General features: G+C 37.1%; 17 protein-coding genes and 1 riboswitch. Of the genes, 12 read left to right on the forward strand and 5 right to left on the reverse strand.

From position 1 onward, the window contains the following. Positions 1–2 precede the first annotated feature (2 nt). From argC to argH, 9 genes are all read left to right on the forward strand, one after another. The gene (gene argC, locus EYD45_RS10885; RefSeq protein ID WP_130964582.1) at positions 3–980 is read left to right on the forward strand and encodes an N-acetyl-gamma-glutamyl-phosphate reductase; all 978 of its coding nucleotides are present in this window, start codon (positions 3–5) and stop codon (positions 978–980) included. Positions 981–1,110: 130 nt separating this feature from the next. Next, on the forward strand, positions 1,111–1,905 hold the full coding sequence (gene proC, locus EYD45_RS10890; RefSeq protein WP_130964583.1) for a pyrroline-5-carboxylate reductase: 795 nt from the start codon (positions 1,111–1,113) through the stop codon (positions 1,903–1,905). Positions 1,906–1,907: 2 nt separating this feature from the next. Continuing rightward, complete coding sequence (locus tag EYD45_RS10895; RefSeq protein ID WP_130964584.1) at positions 1,908–3,056, forward strand: aspartate aminotransferase family protein; 1,149 nt, start codon at positions 1,908–1,910, stop codon at positions 3,054–3,056. A 23-nt stretch (positions 3,057–3,079) separates the two neighbouring features. Further along, complete coding sequence (locus EYD45_RS10900; RefSeq protein WP_130964585.1) at positions 3,080–4,273, forward strand: glutamate-5-semialdehyde dehydrogenase; 1,194 nt, start codon at positions 3,080–3,082, stop codon at positions 4,271–4,273. Positions 4,274–4,277: 4 nt separating this feature from the next. Next, positions 4,278–5,045 carry a glutamate 5-kinase gene (proB, locus tag EYD45_RS10905; protein ID WP_130964586.1) on the forward strand — a complete coding sequence of 256 codons (768 nt, stop codon included), beginning with the start codon at positions 4,278–4,280 and terminating at the stop codon, positions 5,043–5,045. A 1-nt stretch (position 5,046) separates the two neighbouring features. Continuing rightward, positions 5,047–5,985 carry an N-acetylornithine carbamoyltransferase gene (locus tag EYD45_RS10910; protein ID WP_130964587.1) on the forward strand — a complete coding sequence of 313 codons (939 nt, stop codon included), beginning with the start codon at positions 5,047–5,049 and terminating at the stop codon, positions 5,983–5,985. Beyond that, entirely contained in the window at positions 5,978–6,760 is a 783-nt protein-coding gene (gene argB / locus EYD45_RS10915) for an acetylglutamate kinase (protein ID WP_130964588.1), read from the forward strand. Before EYD45_RS10910 ends, argB begins: the two co-directional genes overlap by 8 nt. Then, a complete protein-coding gene (locus tag EYD45_RS10920) occupies positions 6,757–7,821 on the forward strand; it encodes a M20 family metallo-hydrolase (protein ID WP_130964589.1) in 1,065 nt (354 codons plus the stop codon). Before argB ends, EYD45_RS10920 begins: the two co-directional genes overlap by 4 nt. A 141-nt stretch (positions 7,822–7,962) precedes the next feature. After that, positions 7,963–9,237, forward strand: a complete 1,275-nt coding sequence (argH, locus tag EYD45_RS10925; protein WP_130964590.1) for an argininosuccinate lyase — start codon at positions 7,963–7,965, stop codon at positions 9,235–9,237. A 12-nt stretch (positions 9,238–9,249) separates the two neighbouring features. On the opposite strand, the gene ppgK is transcribed toward argH, so the two are convergent. The 3 genes from ppgK to EYD45_RS10940 form a co-directional block, all read right to left on the reverse strand. After that, positions 9,250–9,996: a polyphosphate--glucose phosphotransferase gene (gene ppgK / locus EYD45_RS10930; protein ID WP_130964591.1), complete on the reverse strand. Its 747-nt coding sequence runs from the start codon at positions 9,994–9,996 to the stop codon at positions 9,250–9,252. Between the two features lie 264 nt (positions 9,997–10,260). Beyond that, on the reverse strand, positions 10,261–11,379 hold the full coding sequence (leuB, locus tag EYD45_RS10935; protein ID WP_130964592.1) for a 3-isopropylmalate dehydrogenase: 1,119 nt from the start codon (positions 11,377–11,379) through the stop codon (positions 10,261–10,263). 80 nt (positions 11,380–11,459) lie between these two features. Then, on the reverse strand, positions 11,460–12,635 hold the full coding sequence (locus EYD45_RS10940) for a 2-isopropylmalate synthase (RefSeq protein ID WP_130964593.1): 1,176 nt from the start codon (positions 12,633–12,635) through the stop codon (positions 11,460–11,462). A 149-nt stretch (positions 12,636–12,784) separates the two neighbouring features. Here EYD45_RS10940 and EYD45_RS10945 point away from each other — a divergent pair, with 149 nt between their 5' ends. Then, complete coding sequence (locus tag EYD45_RS10945) at positions 12,785–14,329, forward strand: hypothetical protein (protein ID WP_394343498.1); 1,545 nt, start codon at positions 12,785–12,787, stop codon at positions 14,327–14,329. A 285-nt stretch (positions 14,330–14,614) separates the two neighbouring features. Here EYD45_RS10945 and EYD45_RS10950 read toward each other — a convergent pair whose 3' ends face one another. Beyond that, positions 14,615–15,085, reverse strand: coding sequence for a hypothetical protein (locus tag EYD45_RS10950; protein ID WP_165453929.1), 471 nt, complete (start codon positions 15,083–15,085; stop codon positions 14,615–14,617). Positions 15,086–15,090: 5 nt separating this feature from the next. After that, positions 15,091–15,342 (reverse strand): hypothetical protein, encoded by a 252-nt coding sequence (locus EYD45_RS10955; protein ID WP_130964596.1) that lies wholly within the window; start codon positions 15,340–15,342, stop codon positions 15,091–15,093. A 285-nt stretch (positions 15,343–15,627) separates the two neighbouring features. Beyond that, positions 15,628–15,752, forward strand: a riboswitch (SAM riboswitch). 164 nt (positions 15,753–15,916) lie between these two features. On the opposite strand from EYD45_RS10955, the gene EYD45_RS10960 reads away from it, so the two are divergent. Both EYD45_RS10960 and thrA read left to right on the forward strand, forming a co-directional pair. Next, complete coding sequence (locus EYD45_RS10960; RefSeq protein ID WP_130964597.1) at positions 15,917–17,191, forward strand: O-acetylhomoserine aminocarboxypropyltransferase/cysteine synthase family protein; 1,275 nt, start codon at positions 15,917–15,919, stop codon at positions 17,189–17,191. 268 nt (positions 17,192–17,459) lie between these two features. Next, a complete protein-coding gene (gene thrA / locus EYD45_RS10965) occupies positions 17,460–20,858 on the forward strand; it encodes a bifunctional aspartate kinase/homoserine dehydrogenase I (RefSeq protein WP_130964598.1) in 3,399 nt (1,132 codons plus the stop codon). Positions 20,859–20,871 lie beyond the last annotated feature (13 nt).

Here is a 20,871-nt window from a genome sequence, read left to right on the forward strand (position 1 = left end):
AAATGATTAGTGTTGGAATAATAGGTGGTGCAGGCTATACCGCAGGAGAGTTAATCAGATTGTTGATTAACCATCCAGAAGCTAAGATTGATTTTGTGTTCAGTACATCAAATGCTGGAAACAACATTAGTAAGGTGCACCAAGATTTAGTAGGTAGTTTGGATTTGAAGTTTACAGACACTGTAAATCCTTATGTTGATGTATTGTTTTTATGCTTGGGCCATGGAAATTCGGTGAAGTTCTTGTCGGCAAATACCTTTTCTGAAAACACTAAAATTATTGATTTAGGAAATGATTTTAGATTGGAAGCGGATAAAGATTTCGAGGGTAAAACTTTTGTGTATGGTTTGCCAGAATTAAATAAAACGGCTATTGTAAGTGCTAAGTATATTGCAAATCCAGGATGTTTTGCTACTGCTATTCAGTTGGGTTTATTGCCATTGGCGGATGCCGGTTTATTGAATAACGATGTACATATTAATGCGGTTACTGGTGCCACAGGGGCAGGAACATCATTATCAGCAACAACGCATTATACTTGGAGAGATAATAACTTTTCATACTATAAGCCATTTACACACCAGCATTTAGGAGAGATTCACCAATCGGTACAGCAATTACAAAACGGATTTGATTCAGAAATTTTGTTTATGCCAAATAGAGGTAATTTTTCCAGAGGAATTTTTGCAACGATTTATACAGATTTTGAAGGGTCAATAGACGAAGCTAAAGTAATGTATAGGTCGTTTTACAAAGATGCTGCCTTTACTTTTATTAGTGATGATAATTTACATTTAAAGCAAGCGGTGAACACCAATAAATGTTTGATACATTTACATGAACATAACGGTAAACTATTGATAACCAGTATAATTGATAATTTATTAAAGGGTGCTTCTGGACAAGCAGTACAGAACATGAATTTAATGTTTGGATTGGAAGAAACAACAGGATTGGGGCTGAAAGCAACCTATTTTTAAGGAAAGAGTGGCGCGTTAGGGATTGCAGAGGAAAGCCCTCAGCCCGACGTAGGAGGTGCGAGGACTTGAAACGTAAAGCCCGACCCCTTGTGGGTAACGCCATAAAAAAAGAATAAAAAAGTATTTAGACATGAAAATAGCCATAATTGGAACAGGGAATTTAGGGAGCTCGATTGCGAAGGGACTGATTAAAAACAAGTCGTTTACGTCGTTGTACCTGAGTGATAGAAATACATCGCAAGTGAATGCATTTGTAGATGAGGATTATGTGACGATTACAAATAGCAACGCGACTGCTGTAGAGCATAGTGATGTTGTGATTTTTGCGCTTCAGCCACGACATATTGAGGGTGTTTTGAAGGAGGTGGAGCCTTTAATTTCAGAGGATCATGTGGTGATGTCGGTTGCTGCTGGATTTTCAATTTCTAAAATTGAAAGTATTATTGGTGATGAAAAACATATTATTCGTGTAATGCCCAATACAGCAATTTCGATTGGTAAATCCATGACCTGTTTATCGGCTAATGATGTGGGGCAATTAAAGATTGAATTGGCGAAAAGCATTTTTAATCAGTTAGGAACAACAATGGTGATTCCTGAGGAACAGATACAAGCGGCTACAGTAATTTGTGCGAGTGGAATTGCATTTTGGATGCGTTTGGTGCGTGCGACCACACAGGGTGCCATTCAACTTGGTTTTGAGGCTGAGGAAGCACATGAATTGGCGTTGCAAACCTGTTATGGTGCTGCCAGTTTATTGAAAGAATCAGGCAGACATCCAGAGGCAGAAATTGATAGAGTTACTACACCAAGTGGTTGTACTATTGAAGGTTTAAATGAAATGGAGCACCAGGGATTGAGTTCTGCCTTAATCAGAGGTATTAGTGCGTCGTTTGAAAAAATTAATCAAATTAAAAAGAGTTAGTTATGCCAATGTTTGATGTATATCCGTTATATGATGTTACGCCAGTTTCTGGAAAGGGTATTCATGTTTACGATGATAAAGGAATGGAATACTTAGACCTTTATGGAGGACATGCAGTGATTTCCATTGGACATGCGCATCCTAATTATGTAGAGGCGGTTACAAAACAGGTGTCTGAACTCGGATTTTATTCTAATGCCATTCAGAATCCATTGCAACAGCAGTTAGCTAATAAAATTGAAGCATTGTCCGGTTGTAAAGATTACCAATTGTTTTTATGTAATTCTGGTGCTGAGGCAAATGAAAACGCCTTAAAATTAGCATCTTTTAAAACAGGAAAAAAACGTGTTGTAGCTTTTACAAATGGGTTCCATGGACGTACGTCGGCAGCTGTAGCGGCAACCGATAACAAAAATATTATAGCACCGATAAATGCACAACAAGCCGTAACCATTTTGCCTTTAAATGACATTCAAGGTGTAAAAACTGAACTGGAAAAAGGTGATGTTTGTGCGCTGATTGTAGAGTTTATTCAAGGTGTAGGCGGTTTGGACCAAGGGAGTAAAGATTTCTTTGAGCAAGTTTTTGCCCTTTGTAAATTGAACAACACCATGTTTATTGCCGATGAGGTGCAATCCGGTTATGGACGCTCCGGTAAATTCTTTGCGTTTCAGCATTATAATGTAACGCCAGATATTGTGTCTATTGCAAAAGGTATGGGCAATGGGTTTCCGATTGGTGGAGTTCTAATTCATCCAGATATTGAGGCCAAATATGGGATGTTGGGCACCACATTTGGGGGTAACCATCTGGCTTGTGCCGCAGGTTTAGCGGTATTGAACACCATTGAAGAGGAGAACTTGATGGACAATGTAAATGCGATGTCTGATTATTTTATATCTAAAGCCAATACTATTTCTGAAATAAAAAATATTAAAGGAAGAGGTTTGATGTTAGGTTTGGAATTTGATTTTGAAGTGGGCGATTTACGTAAAGATTTAATTTACAATCATCATATTTTTACGGGAGGTGCTGCAAATAAGAAGTTGCTGAGAATTTTACCACCGTTAAATATTGAAAAACAACATATTAACCAATTTTTTGAGGCATTGGAAACAGCTATAAAAAAAGTTGAGCAAACTGCTAACTGAGACCGAGACTGAAAACTTATAAGATGAACACATTACTATCCATAGAAACAAGAAACGCTGTTTTATTAAGAATGGCAGAGTTGTTAGAACAGGAAAGAGCAAACATCATTGCCATAAACAAAACAGATTTAGACGCTTATGATGGTGATGATATTTCTATGTTTGACCGTTTAAAAGTTGACGATGCCAAGGTTGATGAAATGATTAAGGCTGCCACCCATTTGGCGTCTCAAAAAGATCCCGTAGGCGTTGAGCGTTTTAGCTTCAAACATGACAATGGCATGCAAGTGTACAACAAAACAGCATCGTTTGGTACAGTGTTGATTATCTATGAATCTCGTCCTGATGTCACTGTTGAAGCTGCTGGTATTGCCTTTAAATCTGGCAATAAAATTTTGTTAAAAGGTGGTAAAGAATCCTTACGTTCAAACTTAAAAATTGTGGAGTTATGGCATCAAGCGCTGAAAGAACAAGATGCTTCAAAAGATTGGGTAGAATATTTACAATTCAACAGAACTGAGACTCAAACTTTTTTAGAAAAGCCAACACAGCGTCTGGATTTAATCGTGCCTCGTGGGGGTGAGCGTTTAATTGCTTTTGTAAAACAACATGCTACATGTCCTGTGATTGTAAGTGGAAGAGGCAACAATTTTGTGTATGTGCATAAAGAAGCAGATTTAGACATTGCATTAGATGTTATCATGAACGGCAAATCAAAAATTTCAGCTTGCAATGCGGTAGATAAAGTATTGATTGATGAGAATCTTCCAAATAAAGGCGAATTTGTAAAGCGATTGATTTCAAAATTAAAAGATTTTAAAATTGAAGTGTTAGGAGATGAAACAATTTCCAAAGAAAACGGTTTAGAAGCAATCACTTCAGATGATATTTGGTACGAAGAATTTTTAGATTATAAAATCTTAATTGGGGAGATAGCGTCTAATCAAGATACTATAGATATGATCAATAAATACTCTGGCGGACATTCATCGTCTATAATTACAACTAATGAAACTGCCGCAAAAACCTTTATGGAAAATGTAGATACGGCTGCGGTATATCACAATGCCTCAACGAGATTTACAGATGGAGGTCAGTTAGGTTTAGGCGGTGAGCTGGCCATAAGTACAGATAAGTTGCACCAGCGTGGACCAATTGGGCTGCAACATTTAGTAACCAACAAATGGTATGTTCACGGTAATGGACAAATAAGATAAACACATGCTTAAAGAGAAAAAACGCATATTATTAAAAGTTGGATCCAACACCCTGACCAAGGAAACCGATAATATTTCCAGAGGTAAGATTGAAGATATAGCTTGTCAAATTGCAAAACTTCAAGACACCTTCGAGTTTATTATTGTAAGCTCTGGGGCAATTGCTGTAGCTAAACAATTCGTAAAACTTGAAAGCAAACAAGAAGATGTATTTGTAAAACAAGCCTTGGCATCCATTGGTCAGCCACATTTAATACGGATTTATCAAGAAATTTTTAGAGAATATGGCTTGTTAAGCTCGCAGTGTTTATTGTCTTATTCCGATTTTGAGAAGGAAGAAAGTAGAACCAATATCACAAACACCATTAATGTATTGGTCAACAATAATTATATCCCAATTATTAACGAAAATGATACGGTAGCTACTGATGAAATTAAGTTTGGTGACAATGATAAGTTGGGAGCATTGACCGCTTCATTGTTAGATGTAGATTTGTTTATCATCGCCACCAATACCAATGGGATTTACACCAAATCTTCAATGGAGAAAGGCACGCCAAAGACCATTGAAAATGTTACTGATTTTAAAGAACTAAATACTGAAGTGACAAATTCTAAATCCTCTCACGGAAGTGGAGGTATGCAAAGTAAAATTGAAGCTGCCGCTGTTGCTAAAAAATCAAATATTGAAACTTGGATTGTAAACGGGTTACAAGATAATTTCATAGAAAATGCTATGGGAAATAAAGTGCCGTTTACCAAAATAAAATAGAATGAAACATTACACATCCATAAACGATATAGATAACATTGACGCCTGGATTGACGAGGCGAAGATCATTAAAGCTAATCCCTTAAAACATTTAGGATTAGGGCAAAATAAAACCTTGGGATTATTATTTTTCAATTCCAGTTTGCGTACACGCTTAAGTACACAAAAAGCGGCGTTGAACTTGGGAATGAATCCAATTGTGATGAATGTATCAGGTGATGCTTGGGGTTTAGAGTTTGAAGATGGGACGGTTATGAATGGCAATACAGCAGAACACATCAAAGAAGCAGCTGCCGTGGTATCTCAGTATTGTGATATTATTGCCGTTAGAGCATTTCCAACCTTAACTGATAAAGCTAAAGATGAAAGTGAGCAGGTAATGAGAGCCTTTATGGAATATGCCTCTGTGCCCATTGTAAATATGGAAAGTGCTACAGGTCATCCCTTACAAGGGTTAACCGATGCTTTAACCATTTCGGAGTTCAAAACGAAAGCGAAACCAAAAGTAGTACTAAGTTGGGCGCCTCACATAAAAGCGCTGCCCCATGCCGTAGCAAATAGTTTTACACAGGTAATGCAAAAAATGGATGTAGAATTTGTAATTGCAAACCCTGAAGGCTACGATTTGAACCCTGAAATTATAGGAGACACACCTATTTATCATAATCAAGAAGAAGCGTTTAAGGATGCGGATTTCATCTACACCAAAAACTGGAGTTCTTATGAGGACTATGGCAAAGTCATCAATACAGACCCCAATTGGATGATAACTAAAGCTAAATTAGGTAATGCTAAATTTATGCACTGTTTGCCAGTAAGACGAAATGTGGTAGTTGAAGATGCTGTTTTAGATAGCAATAGTGCTATTGTGATTGAACAAGCAAATAACAGAACATACGCGGCGCAATTAGTACTTAAAAAACTCTTAGTAAATGTCTAAAGAACAACTATCAATAGTAAAAATAGGAGGTAACGTCATAGAAGACTCTAGTGCTTTGGACGATTTTTTACAACTGTTTTCAAAGTTAGAAGGCTATAAAATATTGGTGCATGGTGGCGGTAAACGCGCAACACATGTTGCTTCTAAGTTAGGTATTGCTTCTAATATGATTAATGGTAGACGCATTACAGACGCCGATACGCTGGAAGTTATCACAATGGTATATGGTGGTTTGGTAAATAAAAATATTGTTGCAAAACTTCAAGGGTTAAACATCGATGCGATTGGTTTAACAGGTGCTGACATCAATAGTATTTATTCAAAAAAACGACCTGTAAAGGAGATTGACTATGGGTTTGTGGGGGACGTTAAAAAAGTGAATCATCAGTCTATTAATAAATTAATTCAAGCAGACTTCACACCAGTGTTTTGTGCGATAACGCATGATGGTAACGGACAGTTATTTAATACCAATGCAGATACGATAGCGTCCGAATTGGCTATTGGGCTTTCAAAATTGTATCAAGTTGAGTTGTACTATTGTTTTGAAAAAAATGGAGTCCTAAAATCTGTGGATGATGAAAATTCTGTGATTGAATATATGGATTACGGTACGTACGAGCAGTTAAAGCACCAAGGTGCTTTCCATGATGGGATGTTGCCCAAATTAGATAATAGCTTTCGCGCTATCGAATTTGGAGTATCAAGGGTGTTTATTGGAAATCCAACTGTAATCAGCGATAAAGATCAAAAGTTTACTACCTTGTATTTATGATGGAGCAACTTACGAAAGAAGCTATTGCGCTTTTAAAACAGCTTATCGAAACACAGTCTTTTTCTTCTGAAGAAGACCATACTGCTGCACATATTGAAAACTGGTTTAACAGCCATAGTGTTGATTATAAACGCACTAAAAATAATGTTTGGGCGGTAAATAAATATTTTAAAGAAGGTAAACCAACGCTATTGTTGAATTCCCATCATGATACGGTAAAACCTAATTCTGCTTACACAAAAGATCCATTTAAAGCAATTGTAGAAGACGGAAAATTATATGGTTTGGGAAGTAATGATGCAGGCGGATGCTTGGTGTCTTTAATCGCTACATTTACACATTTTTACAATCATAAAAATTTAAAATATAATTTAGTGATTGTCGCTTCCGCGGAAGAGGAAAGCAGTGGACCCAATGGTTTAAATAGTATGTTATCCATCATTCCAAAAATTGATGTTGCTATTGTTGGAGAACCAACCTTGATGAACTTAGCAGTAGCCGAGAAAGGATTGGTGGTGTTTGATGCTGTATTGGAAGGTACACCGAGTCACGCGGCACATCCCAATGATGATAATGTGATATACAAGTCAATTGAAGTCCTGAAATGGTTCAAAGATTACAAGTTTGAAAAAGGTTCTGATGCTTTAGGTGATGTGAAATTAACGGTAAGCCAAATTAGTGCTGGCAAGCAGCACAATGCGGTACCTGCCGACTTAAATTTGGTGATTGATGTGCGCGTAAACGACGCATATTCAAATTCTGAAATTGCAGAAATTTTACAAAAGGAAGCACCTGTAACTAGCATCACACCGCGTAGTCTGCAGTTGAATTCATCATGCATTCCAACAGATCATGAATTGGTAAAAGCTGGAATTGCAATGGGAAGAACAACTTATGGTTCACCAACATTATCGGATCAAGCCGTGTTGTCTTGCCCGAGTTTAAAATTGGGCCCAGGCGATAGCACAAGATCACATTCGGCAGATGAATTTATTTATTTGCATGAAATAGAAGAAGGTATTAAAATATATATTGAATTGTTAAATCGAGTAATTATATAATGGTTTAATCGTTGAATGTGGCAATAGTTTAATGGTTCTGTCATTCCTGCGCAGGCAGGAATCCATAAAAACAAATGCAGAATTGTTTACTTGAAGTGCCTTTTAAACAAATTAACGTATAAACAAATAAACATTGATAACATGAAGTTGTGGGATAAAGGCATATCAATAGATAAAAAAATAGAAAATTTCACTGTTGGAAACGACCGTGAAATCGATATTCATATCGCAAAATATGATGTTGTTGCATCAAAAGCACATGCAAAGATGCTACAGAGTATTGGGATTTTAACCGATGAAGAACTGCAACAACTATTGGGTGGTTTAGACGTATTAATATCTCAAATTGAAGATGGTACGTTTGTAATAGACGCGCAGTTTGAAGATGTACATTCTAAAATTGAGTTTGAATTAACCCAATCTCTCGGCGAGGTTGGAAAAAAGATACATACGGCACGTTCTAGAAACGACCAAGTTTTAGTGGCTTGTCATTTATATTATAAGGAGAATTTAGGTTTAATTAGAACTAAAACCAGAACGCTTTTTGATACACTTTTAGATTTAGCCGATAGCAACAAAGACAAGGTTTTACCAGGATATACGCACTTACAAGTGGCAATGCCATCATCCTTTGGACTATGGTTTTCTGCTTATGCAGAGCTAATGATTGATGATGTATTTTTATTAGATGCAGCCATTAAAACGGTAGATCAAAACCCATTAGGTTCTGCAGCAGGTTATGGTAGTTCGTTTCCAATCGATAGGGAATTAACTACCAAAGAAATGAACTTTGCAACATTAAAATACAATGTTGTTGCTGCACAAATGGGACGTGGAAAAAACGAGCGCACTATTGCCGCAGCTTTAGGTAGCTTGTGCAACACCTTATCCCGTTTTGCCATGGATATATGTTTGTATATGAGCCAGAATTTTGGGTTTATTTCGTTTCCGGATGAACTCACAACGGGCAGCAGCATCATGCCACACAAAAAGAACCCAGATGTGTTTGAATTGATTCGCGGGAAGTGCAATAAAATTCAGGCTTTACAAGCTGAAATGGTGCTTATCACGAATAACTTACCAAGCGGATATCACAGGGATTTTCAGTTGCTAAAAGAAAACATGATTGCAGCTTTTGAAGAGTTGAAGGACATCTTGGATATATTCAATTATTCTATTCAGCAAATTATAGTTAAAGATGTAGATATCCATGATGATAAGTATAAATATTTATTTACTGTAGATAATATCAATACCCTTGTTGTTGAAGGCCAAAGTTTTAGAGAAGCTTACCAAAAAATTGGTGGGCAAGTACAGGATGGTACCTACGTTCCAGATACCTCAAAACAACATACACACGTTGGTAGTATTCACAATTTGTGCTTAGATAAGATTAGAGCTAAGTTCCCTATCTAGAATGGGCGTTATTTAGTTTTTGTCCTGATCTAAAATAGCTGCTGCTGCACCAATAATGCCAGCATGATTACCAAGTTCGGCAGGTTTTACAGGCGTTTCAATATGTATTTGTTTCTCGTATTGGCCGTAATGTTTTGACACACCACCACCTAGTATTATTAAATCAGGGCATACAATAACATCTACTAAACCTAAAAACTTATTAAGGCGTTTACCCCAAACTTTAAAACTTAAATCTTCTTTTGTACGGATAGAATCAGCAGCATAGTGTTCTATTTTTTTATACTTTTTATAAGGTATCTGACCTAACTCGAAGTTTGGGATGAGTTTGCCGTTGTAAAATGCACCACTACCAATGCCAGTGCCAATGGTTATCATAATTACTAAACCTTTTTCATTTTTACCAATACCATAATTCATTACGGCATACCCAGCTGCATCAGCATCATTTATGATGGTGATAGGATTTCCACAGACTTTAGAGAATAGTTCTTGCACGTTTACATTCATCCAACCTTTATTTAGATTGCTTACGGATTTGCAAACGCCATGTCTTATAATAGTGGGAAATCCGCAACCAACGGGACCGTCATATTCAAAATAATCTACAATCTGCTTAAATACTTTTACCATATCCTCTGGCTTGCGTGATGCTGGCGTTGGTATTCTGTAGCGATCGGTGGTAAGTACTCCTGTCTCTAGGTCGACTAATCCGCCTTTCATGCCTGAGCCCCCAATGTCTATTCCTAAAACTTCCATATTTTTTAGTTGTGTATTTCCAAATGTACTAAAAAGATAGTTTTGATGCACTAAGCTGGCGGATAGGGTTGCGTTAGGGATTGTAGAGGAAAGCCCACAGCCTGACGCAGGAAGTGCGAGGACTTGTAACGGAAAGCCCGACCCCTTGCGGGTAACGCCCTAAAAAAATAAAAGAGAAAGAGCCCTAGAATTGGGCTCTTGCATCTGGACGTCTCCTAAAGTTTAGTTTGGTATTTAATTGTATTGGTGACTAATTCAAAATAATTAAATAATTGTGGATTGCCCTAAGTGAATATTAGTAAAGTTTAGATTGGTTTCTTCTGGATTGTTTATAAAATCTTCAATAAAATCACCCACTTTGCTTGTGGTGATATTATCGTATTTGGTATTTAAATCGGGTGTGGTGATGTGCAATTTTAATGATTTATCTACAGCTTCCCTTACTAGTGCAGCTTCGTCTACCAAATCGAAATGATCCAACAACATCGCTGCTGAGAGGATAGAGGCGATAGGGTTGGCAATGCCCTTATTTTTGGCTTTGGTATAAGCACCGTGGATAGGCTCGAACATGGCATGGGTATCTCCTTTGGATGCGGATGCCAACAAACCTATGGACCCCACAATTACGCTGGCCTCTTCTGATAGGATATCTCCAAACATATTCTCCGTAAGGATAACATCAAACTGCCTTGGGTTTTTGATGAGCTCAACCGCAGCGTTGTCTACGAACATGAAATCGAGTGCTACTTTTGGGTATTGTTTTGCGATTTCTAAAACCACGCGACGCCATAAACGTGAGCTTTCCAGCACATTGGATTTGTCCACTAAAGTTAATTTCCCTTTTCTAGAACGGGCTGCTTTAAAAGCAGAATGCGCGATACGCTCTATTTCGAAACGGTGATATTCACAAACATCAGATGCTGTGCTACCGTCTTTGCTCAAAGTTTTTTTACCGAAATAAATACCTCCAGTAAGTTCGCGAAAAATGAGAATATTGGTATCCTTGATCTGTTTTACCTTTAATGAAGACTTGTTTAATAAATCGTCATAGGCAATCACAGGACGAATATTGGTGTGCAGCCCCAATGCCTTGCGCAATCCCAGAAGACCTTGCTCTGGACGTACATTGGCGTCAGGATCAATATCGTAAGCAGTATCCCCAATGGCGCCAAAAAGTATGGCATCAGTATCCTTGCATAAATCGATAGTAGCTTCTGGTAAAGGGTTTTTGCTATCGTCAATTGCAGCTGCACCAACTAAACCATATTTGAAATTAAATGTATGCTCGAATGCCATACCAATAGCTTTAAGCACCTTAACCGCCTCGGCGGTTACTTCGGGGCCAATGCCATCTCCTGGTAAAACAGCAATATCTAATTTCATTTAATTTGGTTTTGTACGCTTTACGCAAAAAGCTTCTTGTAAATTAAGAAGCTTCGTTTTTAAAATTGAAATTTATTCGATTAAGAGGATACAATTTCTTTGTATACCTTACTATTTTCAATTATTTGATGAATATCGTTATCATCAACTTCTTTTTTCTGGTCGGCAAAATCTAAGAAATTGGTATAGATTTCATCCAACTGCAATTTCGTTAACTCGTAGCCAATGTTTTTCGCCCTATAAGCCAACGCTGCTCTTCCACTTCGCGCTGTTAAAACAATAGCAGATGCATCAACCCCCACATCTTTAGGGTCTATAATTTCGTAAGTTTCACGGTTTTTAATCACACCATCCTGGTGAATGCCAGAACTGTGTGCAAAAGCATTGGCGCCTACGATCGCTTTATTCGGTTGGGTGTAAATACCCATGCTATCAGATACCAATTGACTGATGCCATATAACATTTCAGAGTTTATTTTGGTATCCAAATTTAAATAAGGATGTTGACGCAAAATCATCACAACTTCTTCCAAAGCGGTATTTCCAGCACGCTCGCCAATACCGTTAATGGTACATTCTATTTGGCGGGCACCGTTAATTACACCTTCTATGGAATTGGCAGTTGCCAAACCTAAATCGTTATGGCAGTGGCACGACAAAACAGCTTTTTCAATGCCTTTTACGTTTTCTTTTAAGTATTTAATTTTAGCACCATACTCATGTGGTAAACAATAACCTGTTGTATCAGGAATGTTTAGCACTGTAGCACCAGCTTTTATAACCGCTTCACATACTCGAGCTAAATATTCATTATCTGTTCTACCAGCATCTTCAGCATAAAACTCAACATCCTCCACAAAAGATTTGGCGTAACTCACAGCTTTTACTGCACGCTCTATAATATCTTCCTGTGTTGAACGAAATTTGAATTTTATATGAGATTCTGAAGTGCCAATTCCTGTATGGATTCTTGGTGTTTTAGCGTATTTAAGCGCTTCTCCTGCAACTTTAATATCGTTTTCTACTGATCTGGTAAGTCCGCAAACCGTAGCATGTTTTACTATTTTAGATATTTCTTCTACCGATTTAAAATCTCCAGGACTAGAGACGGGAAACCCTGCCTCAATAATATCCACCCCTAAATTATCAAGTTGTTCTGCAATAACTAATTTCTGTTCTGTATTTAACTTACAGCCAGGAACTTGCTCACCATCGCGAAGGGTAGTGTCAAAAATTTGAACGTGATTATCAGACATTTATTAGAATATATTTTCTTATTGTTACACGAATTTATATTTTGGTTTCGTAAAAGCTACTATTCATCTCATTTTTTTTACGACGTTTAACTGAATTAATGATAGTTTAAGTAATTGAAAATCAACTATATAAAGTTGATTTTATGACTATGGTAAAAGAGCAAAAAGATAATTTATTTGTTTTGGTAAAATCGCTTTCAAAATCTGAAAAGCGACAATTCAAACTTTACGTCGGCAGATTGGGTGTAAACGATGATTCTAAGTTTTTAATGCTGTTCAATATTTTGGATAAATTAAAGGCCTATGATGAGGCTGCCATTTTAAAAAAGGGCATCGTAAAAAAGCAACAGTTATCCAACCTTAAAGCACATTTATATAAACAGATTCTCATTAGTTTGCGTTTGAATCCGTCGCATCAAAACATCAGGATTCAGATACGTGAGCAGCTTGATTTTGCAACCATTTTATATCACAAAGGACTTTACAAACAAAGTTTAAAAATTCTTGATAAGGCAAAAAGTCTTGCAATTTCTAATGAAGAAAAGAATGTAGCTTATGAAATAGTTGAACTTGAAAAAATTATTGAATCCCAGTACATTACCAGAAGTATCAGTAATCGTGCGGACGAGTTGACCATTCAAGCCAAGGAACTAAGCCAACATAATGTTTTGGCCAGTAAACTCTCCAATTTGTCGTTGCAGTTGTATGGCCTCTTTTTAAAAACGGGATATGTAAAAAATGACGAAGAGTTTCAAATTATTGATAAATATTACCACGATAGGCTGCCTAAATATGATATCAACAAACTAGGTTTTCGTGAAAAATTATGGTTGTACAAGGCGAAACTGTGGTATAGCTTTTTAACTGTAGATTTTTTGGCCTGTTATAAATACGCATCCAAATGGGTGGATTTATTCTATGATAAAAAGGACATGATTGTACTAAATCCTGTCTTTTTCCTTCGCGGAAATCACTATTTATTGGAGGCTTTATTTTACTTACGGCAGTATGATAAGTTCAAAGAAACCTTATCAAAATTTGAGGCAATTACTCAAGAAAAGTGGTTTCCTTTAGATGATAATAACGAATCTCTGGCGTTTTTATACATATACAATAACAAGTTTAATCTGCACTTTATTGAAGGCAGTTTTGTGGAAGGGTTACCATTAATTGATACGGTTTTAGAAAAACTTAAAAGCTATAAAAACCGCATAGATGAGCATCATATCATGGTGTTTTATTATAAAATGGCGAGCATGTATTTTGGGGCTGGCGAAACCAGAAAGTGCATCTTTTACTTGGACAAAATCATTAGCAATAAATCATTGCAAATGCGCGAGGATTTATTGTGTTTTTCAAGAATTTTAAATTTGGTGGCGCACTACGAGGCGGGACTGGATTACAATTTGGATATCCTCATAAAAAGCACCTACAAGTTCTTAATTAAGATGGAAGATTTGTACGAAGTGCAAAAAGAATTCATTAAGTTTTTAAGAACCCTACCCGATATTTATCCGCACGAAGTAAAAGGCGAATTCATCAAACTACACAAAAAGTTAAAAGAGTTTGAGAACGACCCCTATCAAAGTCGCGCGTTTTTGTATTTAGACATCATTTCTTGGCTGGAATCAAAGATTGAAAATCGACCTATAGGCCAAATTATTCGCGATAAATTTTTACAAACACAAGCTTAGATGTTTTGGGCGCAACCCATAAGGGGTCGGGCTTTTCGTTAATAGTTTTGGCTCGATGCACGCCTCGCCAAAAGCTGCCACTGCAATCCCTTGCGCGGGGCTTGTTTGCTAATTTCTGGTTAATCTGTTTAGATTTTGCTTTTTTGGGGAGATTCGTTTACCGGTCTCGGCTCGTATGTTTACATTGCGGAAAAATCCGCAGGATTCTTTCCGCCGTAGCCGAAAGATAGCAAATAAGCGTTGAATTCCGATTAGGAATTCAACCGCAATGAATTATAGCCATTGTTACCTGCTGGCTTTTTTTACTTTTATTCCAACAGTATGTCTGTCAATCGTCTCAAAAAAGTCAACCACATATCTGTCATCTACTCGAAATAATTTTTCTCCGTTTTGTTCGACTTTTAGTTCGTTCAGATTTTCTTTTAAAATCAACACATCGTTTGGGTCGTTTAGTGAAAAATTTATGTCATTTCCAATCCATAAAGCTTGTCTACTTTTTAATTCACACGTTATGATTTTGTTTTCAGAGTCAGATTTAGACTCAATTCCGATTTCATAAGCCTTTTTAATTTCCAGTATTTCAAAATCCGAGTCAAATTCCACAATTCTTGGAATAGGGACAAATACTTCTCCATTAGGACCACATTCATATGTCACAAAAATTGGATTCTCCGTTGTGTTGAATATATAAAAGTCCGTATTGTACGAACAACTTGTTAGGATTAACAAAGATAAAAGTCCAATTTTTTTTTTCATTTCTTTCAACCAAATAAGTATATAAGGGTATATGCTGAAATTAGCAATGAAGCCAATAAATTTATATAACTCCATTTAGTTCGATTCGTAGCTCTAATTATTATTAGAAGACCAAAAATTATCCCAAAAATTAGACTTAAAGCTCCCAATCCTAATATCATTAGACCAATAATTCCTTTTCCAATACCAGATTGTCCATCTCCCATTGGGTCAACCTTAATACTATCAAATTCTGGAATCAGATATGAAATGGTCAAAACCAGTATTATCAAGATGAAAGTCGCTATTATATTGAAAATTCTCATTGGTTGGTTCAGCTTGCAGGTAACAAGATTTCGGATATGCGCCGTTATATAATACTTCGACAAGCTCAGTACAAGTTCTTCATATCCGCCGGTAAACGAAGTTAGTAGAAAATTTTTACAAAGTCAAGTGTTTAATTTCAGGTAAAACCAAGAAAAACAAAAATAGTTTCCCGAAAATTTGGAAATTAACTTTTCAGAACGAATCTTTGCAGTCTCAAAGTTCAAAAACGTATTGAAATGTTATCAAGAAAGGTGGAGGGATTAGACCCGATGAAACCTTAGCAACCCTTTAAACTTATTAAAGAAGGTGCTAAATTCTACTTAAACCCCAATTCATTTATTGGTGTTTGGATAGATAACCCAAAAAATTACAGTCTGTAGTTTTAAAAAAATTCTTTATAACATTTTTTTAGTGAAACACTATTTTGAGAGATTGCGTAGCAATGCATTCAAAATAGTAAGATGAACTAATCCCGCTTTTTGCGGGACATTAGATATAATTATTAAATCAAAAAAAACTAAAAAAATGAGCGATCAAAAATTAGCAACAAACGCATTACACGCAGGGCATGATGTAGCAACAAACGGAGGCGCAAGAGCTGTACCAATTTACCAAACTACATCTTACGTGTTTAACGATTCAGACCACGCAGCAAACTTATTTTCTTTACAAGAATTAGGTTTTATTTACACACGTTTAAATAATCCAACCAATCAAATTTTACAAGAGCGTTTAGCTGCTGTAGAAGGTGGTATAGGTGCTGTAGTATTTGCTTCAGGAACGGCAGCAATTGCTACAGGATTATTAACGCTTTTAAAAGCGGGCGATCATATTGTAGCCTCAAGTAGTTTATACGGTGGTACGTATAATTTATTAAGTGTAACACTACCAAGATTAGGTATTACAACTACTTTTGTTGATGCATCGGATGCAGAAAATTTTGAAAATGCAGTACAGGATAATACCAGAGCGTTTTTTGTAGAATCTTTAGGAAATCCTAAATTAGATGTATTAGATTTAGAAGCTATTGCTGAAAAATCTAAAACAGCAGGTGTGCCATTTATCGTGGATAATACGGTAGCAACTCCAGCCTTATTAAACCCGATTAAGCACGGAGCGAATATAGTTATTCACTCTTTGACGAAATATATTGGCGGACAAGGAACATCACTGGGAGGTGCAATTATTGATGCAGGAACGTTTGATTGGGCTAATGGAAAATTCCCTGAATTTACAGAGCCTTCAGCAGGGTATCACGGTTTAAAATATCATGAAACTTTAGGTGCAGCATCTTACACCTTTAAATTAATTTTGGAAGGATTGCGTGATTTTGGCGGTGCTATGAGTCCAACAAATGCTTTCAACATTATTCAAGGTTTAGAAACATTGCCAGTTAGAATCAAGCAACATAGTGAAAATGCTTTAGAATTGGCAAAATGGTTAGAAGCGCAAGACGAAGTGGCTTGGGTAAACTATCCAGGTTTAGAAAGTAGTAAGTACAACGCTTTAGCCAAAAAATACTTACCAAAAGGCCAAAGTGGTATTGTAACATTTGGTCACAAAGGCGGGTTTGATGCGGCAAAAACCATTGCAGACGAAACACAAATTTTTTCTCTGTTGGCCAATATTGGGGACACAAAATCTTTAATTATTCACCCATCAAGTACCACGCACCAGCAATTAGACGAGGCAGAACAAGCATCAGCAGGTGTTTCACCAGATTTAATTAGATTGTCTGTTGGTATTGAAGATATTGAGGATTTAAAGGCAGATTTAAAACAGGCGTTTGCTAAAATATAAATGCCCCACCTAACCTCCCCAAAGGGGAGGAATCATACTCATGTGGAGTATTGCGTTACATTGAGCGTTCCGCTTCACTTGTGCTTTGCGTAATTGAAGAATTGGGGAGGTAAGAGTTTGATTTTAAAGATAATAGTAGGTGTCTCCCATTGTTTTAGGGGGTAGAGATAAGTAAAAAAAAAAGTTGATAGGTTTAAATTTATAGTCGACTTTAAAACATAAGAGTAAAAATCCCTCCCCAATTGGGGAGGCTAGGAGGGGCTTCTTTATGGAAAACGAACTGCAACATATAACAATTGAAAATTACACCACCGAAAGCGGTGTGTTGAACCCTGAAATACAATTAAGCTATCAGGTGTTTGGAAAACCCATTGGTGAGGCGCCGATTGTATTGGTAAATCATGCTTTGACGGGAAACAGTAATGTGGCTGGTGAAATGGGTTGGTGGCAGGATTTAATTGGTGAAGACAAAGTAATTGATACCAAATTATATACTATTCTGGCGTTTAATATTCCTGGGAATGGGTATGACGGTTTTGTGATTGACAATTACAAGGACTTTGTGGCACGCGATGTAGCGAAACTGTTTTTACAAGGTTTGGGAGTGTTGCAAACCGGACAACTTTTTGCGACGATTGGAGGTTCGTTAGGTGGTGGTATCGCTTGGGAAATGGCTGCAATTGACCCCAAATTTACGGAGCATTTAATTGTTGTGGCTACAGATTGGAAATCTACCGATTGGTTGATTGCCAATTGCCAAATTCAGGAGCAATTTTTGTTGAATTCTAAACATCCGGTGCATGATGCGCGTATGCATGCGATGTTGTGTTACCGCACGCCAGAGTCGTTTAAGGCACGTTTTCAGCGTTCTAAAAATGAGGATTTAGAGATTTTTAATGTAGAAAGTTGGTTGTTGCATCATGGTAAGAAGTTGCAGGAGCGTTTTCAGTTATCTGCGTACAAATTGATGAATCAATTGTTGAAGACCATTGATGTGACTAAGGGTAGGGATAGGAATTTCAACGTGTTGGAAAACATTGAAGCGAAGATTCACATTATAGGTGTGGATTCAGATTTGTTTTTTACTGCGGAAGAAAACCGGGAAACGCAAAAGCAATTGGCGTTGACGAATCCTAATGTAACCTACAGCGAAATCCATTCGTTGCACGGGCATGATGCCTTTTTAATGGAATATGAGCAGTTAGAAAAAATAGTTGAGGGTATTTTTGTGCCAGACTCGAAGCGTAAACCCATTAAGGTGTTAAAGTTTGGTGGCAAATCTTTGGCCAACTGCAAAGGTTTAGAAACTGTACTTTCTATAATTGCCAATAAAGTGGACGCTGGAGAACGGATTACTGTTGTGGTTTCGGCGAGAGGTTCGGCTACGGATGATTTAGAGATTATTTTGAATAAAGCTCTTGAAGGAAAGCCTTATCAAGAGGATTTGGAAGCGTTTAAAGCGTATCAAAGTGAGCCGTCAAAAACTATAGATTTTTCTAAGGAGTTTTCTCTTTTAGATCAGTTATTTGAAGGCGTGAGTTTATTGCGTGATTACAGTAAAAAAACAAAAGATAATATTTTAGCGCAAGGTGAATTGTTGTCAGTAAAGTTGATTTCCAGTTTGTTGAATGAACGCGGAATATCAGCTAAAGCTACCGATGCGAGGGCATTGATAAAAACAGACGAAGCTTTCGGTAATGCACAACCTTTATCTAAATTATCAAAGGAAAATACGCAAGCCTATTTTAGCAAAAATAAGAATGTGGTGAATGTAGTTACAGGGTTTATCGCTTCGAATTTAAAGAATGAAACCACAACTTTAGGACGTAACGGCAGTAATTATACAGCAGCTTTAATTGCTAATTTTTTAGAAGCCGAAGAACTGGAAAATTACACCCATGTTAGCGGTATCTATACAGCGAATCCTGATTTAGTGCCAGATGCAAAACAGATACGGGAATTGTCGTTTAGTGAAGCGAATGAATTGGCAAATTTTGGAACTTCGGTATTGCATGCCAAAACCATTATTCCTTTGGTGGAAAAGAATATCAACCTTAGGATTTTAAATACATTTAATGCTGATGATAAAGGCACGTTGATTACGGCGAAGCCAAGTGCCAAAGAAGTGACGTCATTGTCTGTAATGGACAATGTGGCCTTATTGAATTTAGAAGGTCGGGGTTTATTGGGAAAAATAGGCGTTGATGCTAGAATTTTTGGAGCTTTAGGAAGCAGCGGGATTAGTGTGAGCATTGTATCTCAAGGCTCTTCGGAAAGAGGTATTGGGCTAATTATTGATGCCGACCAAGCATCCCAAGCGGTAAGAGCTTTGGAGCGTGAGTTTAAAACCGATTTTCGTGCGCAGGACGTAAATGCCATTTCTGTGGATGATAATGTGGCGGTGATTTCTATTGTGGGGATTGAATTGAGTTCGTTCCATAAACCGTTTAATGCGTTAATTCGAAACCAAATTACGCCGTTGTTGTTCAACAATACGGTAACGGGTAAGAATGTGAGTTTGGTGGTGAAAAAATCGCAATTGCACAAGGCGGTAAATGTGGTGCATGGAGAGATTTTTGGTATTTCTAAAAAGATAAATATTGCCATTTTTGGTCATGGTGGCGTTGGTGGTGCATTGATTAATCAGATTTTAAAGTCGAAAGACGATATTGAAAAACGCAAAGGTATTAACCTGAATGTGTTTGCTATTGCGAATTCAAGGAAATTGATTTTAGATAAAGACGGCGCAGATGCTAATTGGAAAGATGCAATTGCGTCCAGTAATTTTGAGAGTTCTATTGATGATGTGATTACCTTTGCGAAAAACCATCACTTGGAAAATTTAATTGCGGTGGACAATACGGCGAGTGATGTGTTTTATAAAAATTATATGCCGTTGGTTGAGGCTGGTTTTGATTTGGTATCAAGTAACAAAATCGCAAACACCATTTCGCATGAGTTTTATACCAAGTTGCGAGAAGAACTTAAATCGCATAACAAAGAATATTTATATGAAACCACAGTTGGTGCTGGTTTACCATTGATTGATACGATTAAATTATTACACGAATCGGGTGAAAATATTACCAGGATTAGAGGTGTCTTTTCGGGAACCTTGAGTTATTTATTCAATAATTTTTCGGTGGAAGACAAACCGTTTAGTGCTATTATTAGAGAAACGGTGGATAAAGGTTTTACAGAACCAGATCCGCGTGAGGATTTTTCAGGAAATGATGTGGCTAGAAAGTTATTGATTTTAGCTAGGGAATTAGATTTGCAAAATGAGTTTGATGATGTAGAGGTATTGAATTTAATACCAGAAGCCTATCGAGATATTTCGGTGGAAGCATTTTTGAGTCAGTTAGAAGTTTTGGACGACCAATATCAGAAGTTGAAAGACGACCAAAAGGCAGGGCATGTACTTAGATATGTTGGCGATTTATCTGGAGATTTATCGCAAGACAAAGGAAATTTAGAAGTGAAATTGGTGTCAATTCCTGCCGATAGCACCTTAGGCCATGTAAAGGGAAGTGATGCTATTTTTGAAATATTTACAGAAAGTTATGGGGAGCAACCTATTGTGATTCAAGGTGCAGGTGCAGGTTCGGAAGTAACGGCGCGTGGGGTGTTTGGTGATATTTTGCGGTTGGGTAAGCGTGTTAATTAGTTGACTATAATCT

Source organism: Hyunsoonleella flava, from assembly GCF_004310325.1.
Classification (GTDB): domain Bacteria; phylum Bacteroidota; class Bacteroidia; order Flavobacteriales; family Flavobacteriaceae; genus Jejuia; species Jejuia flava.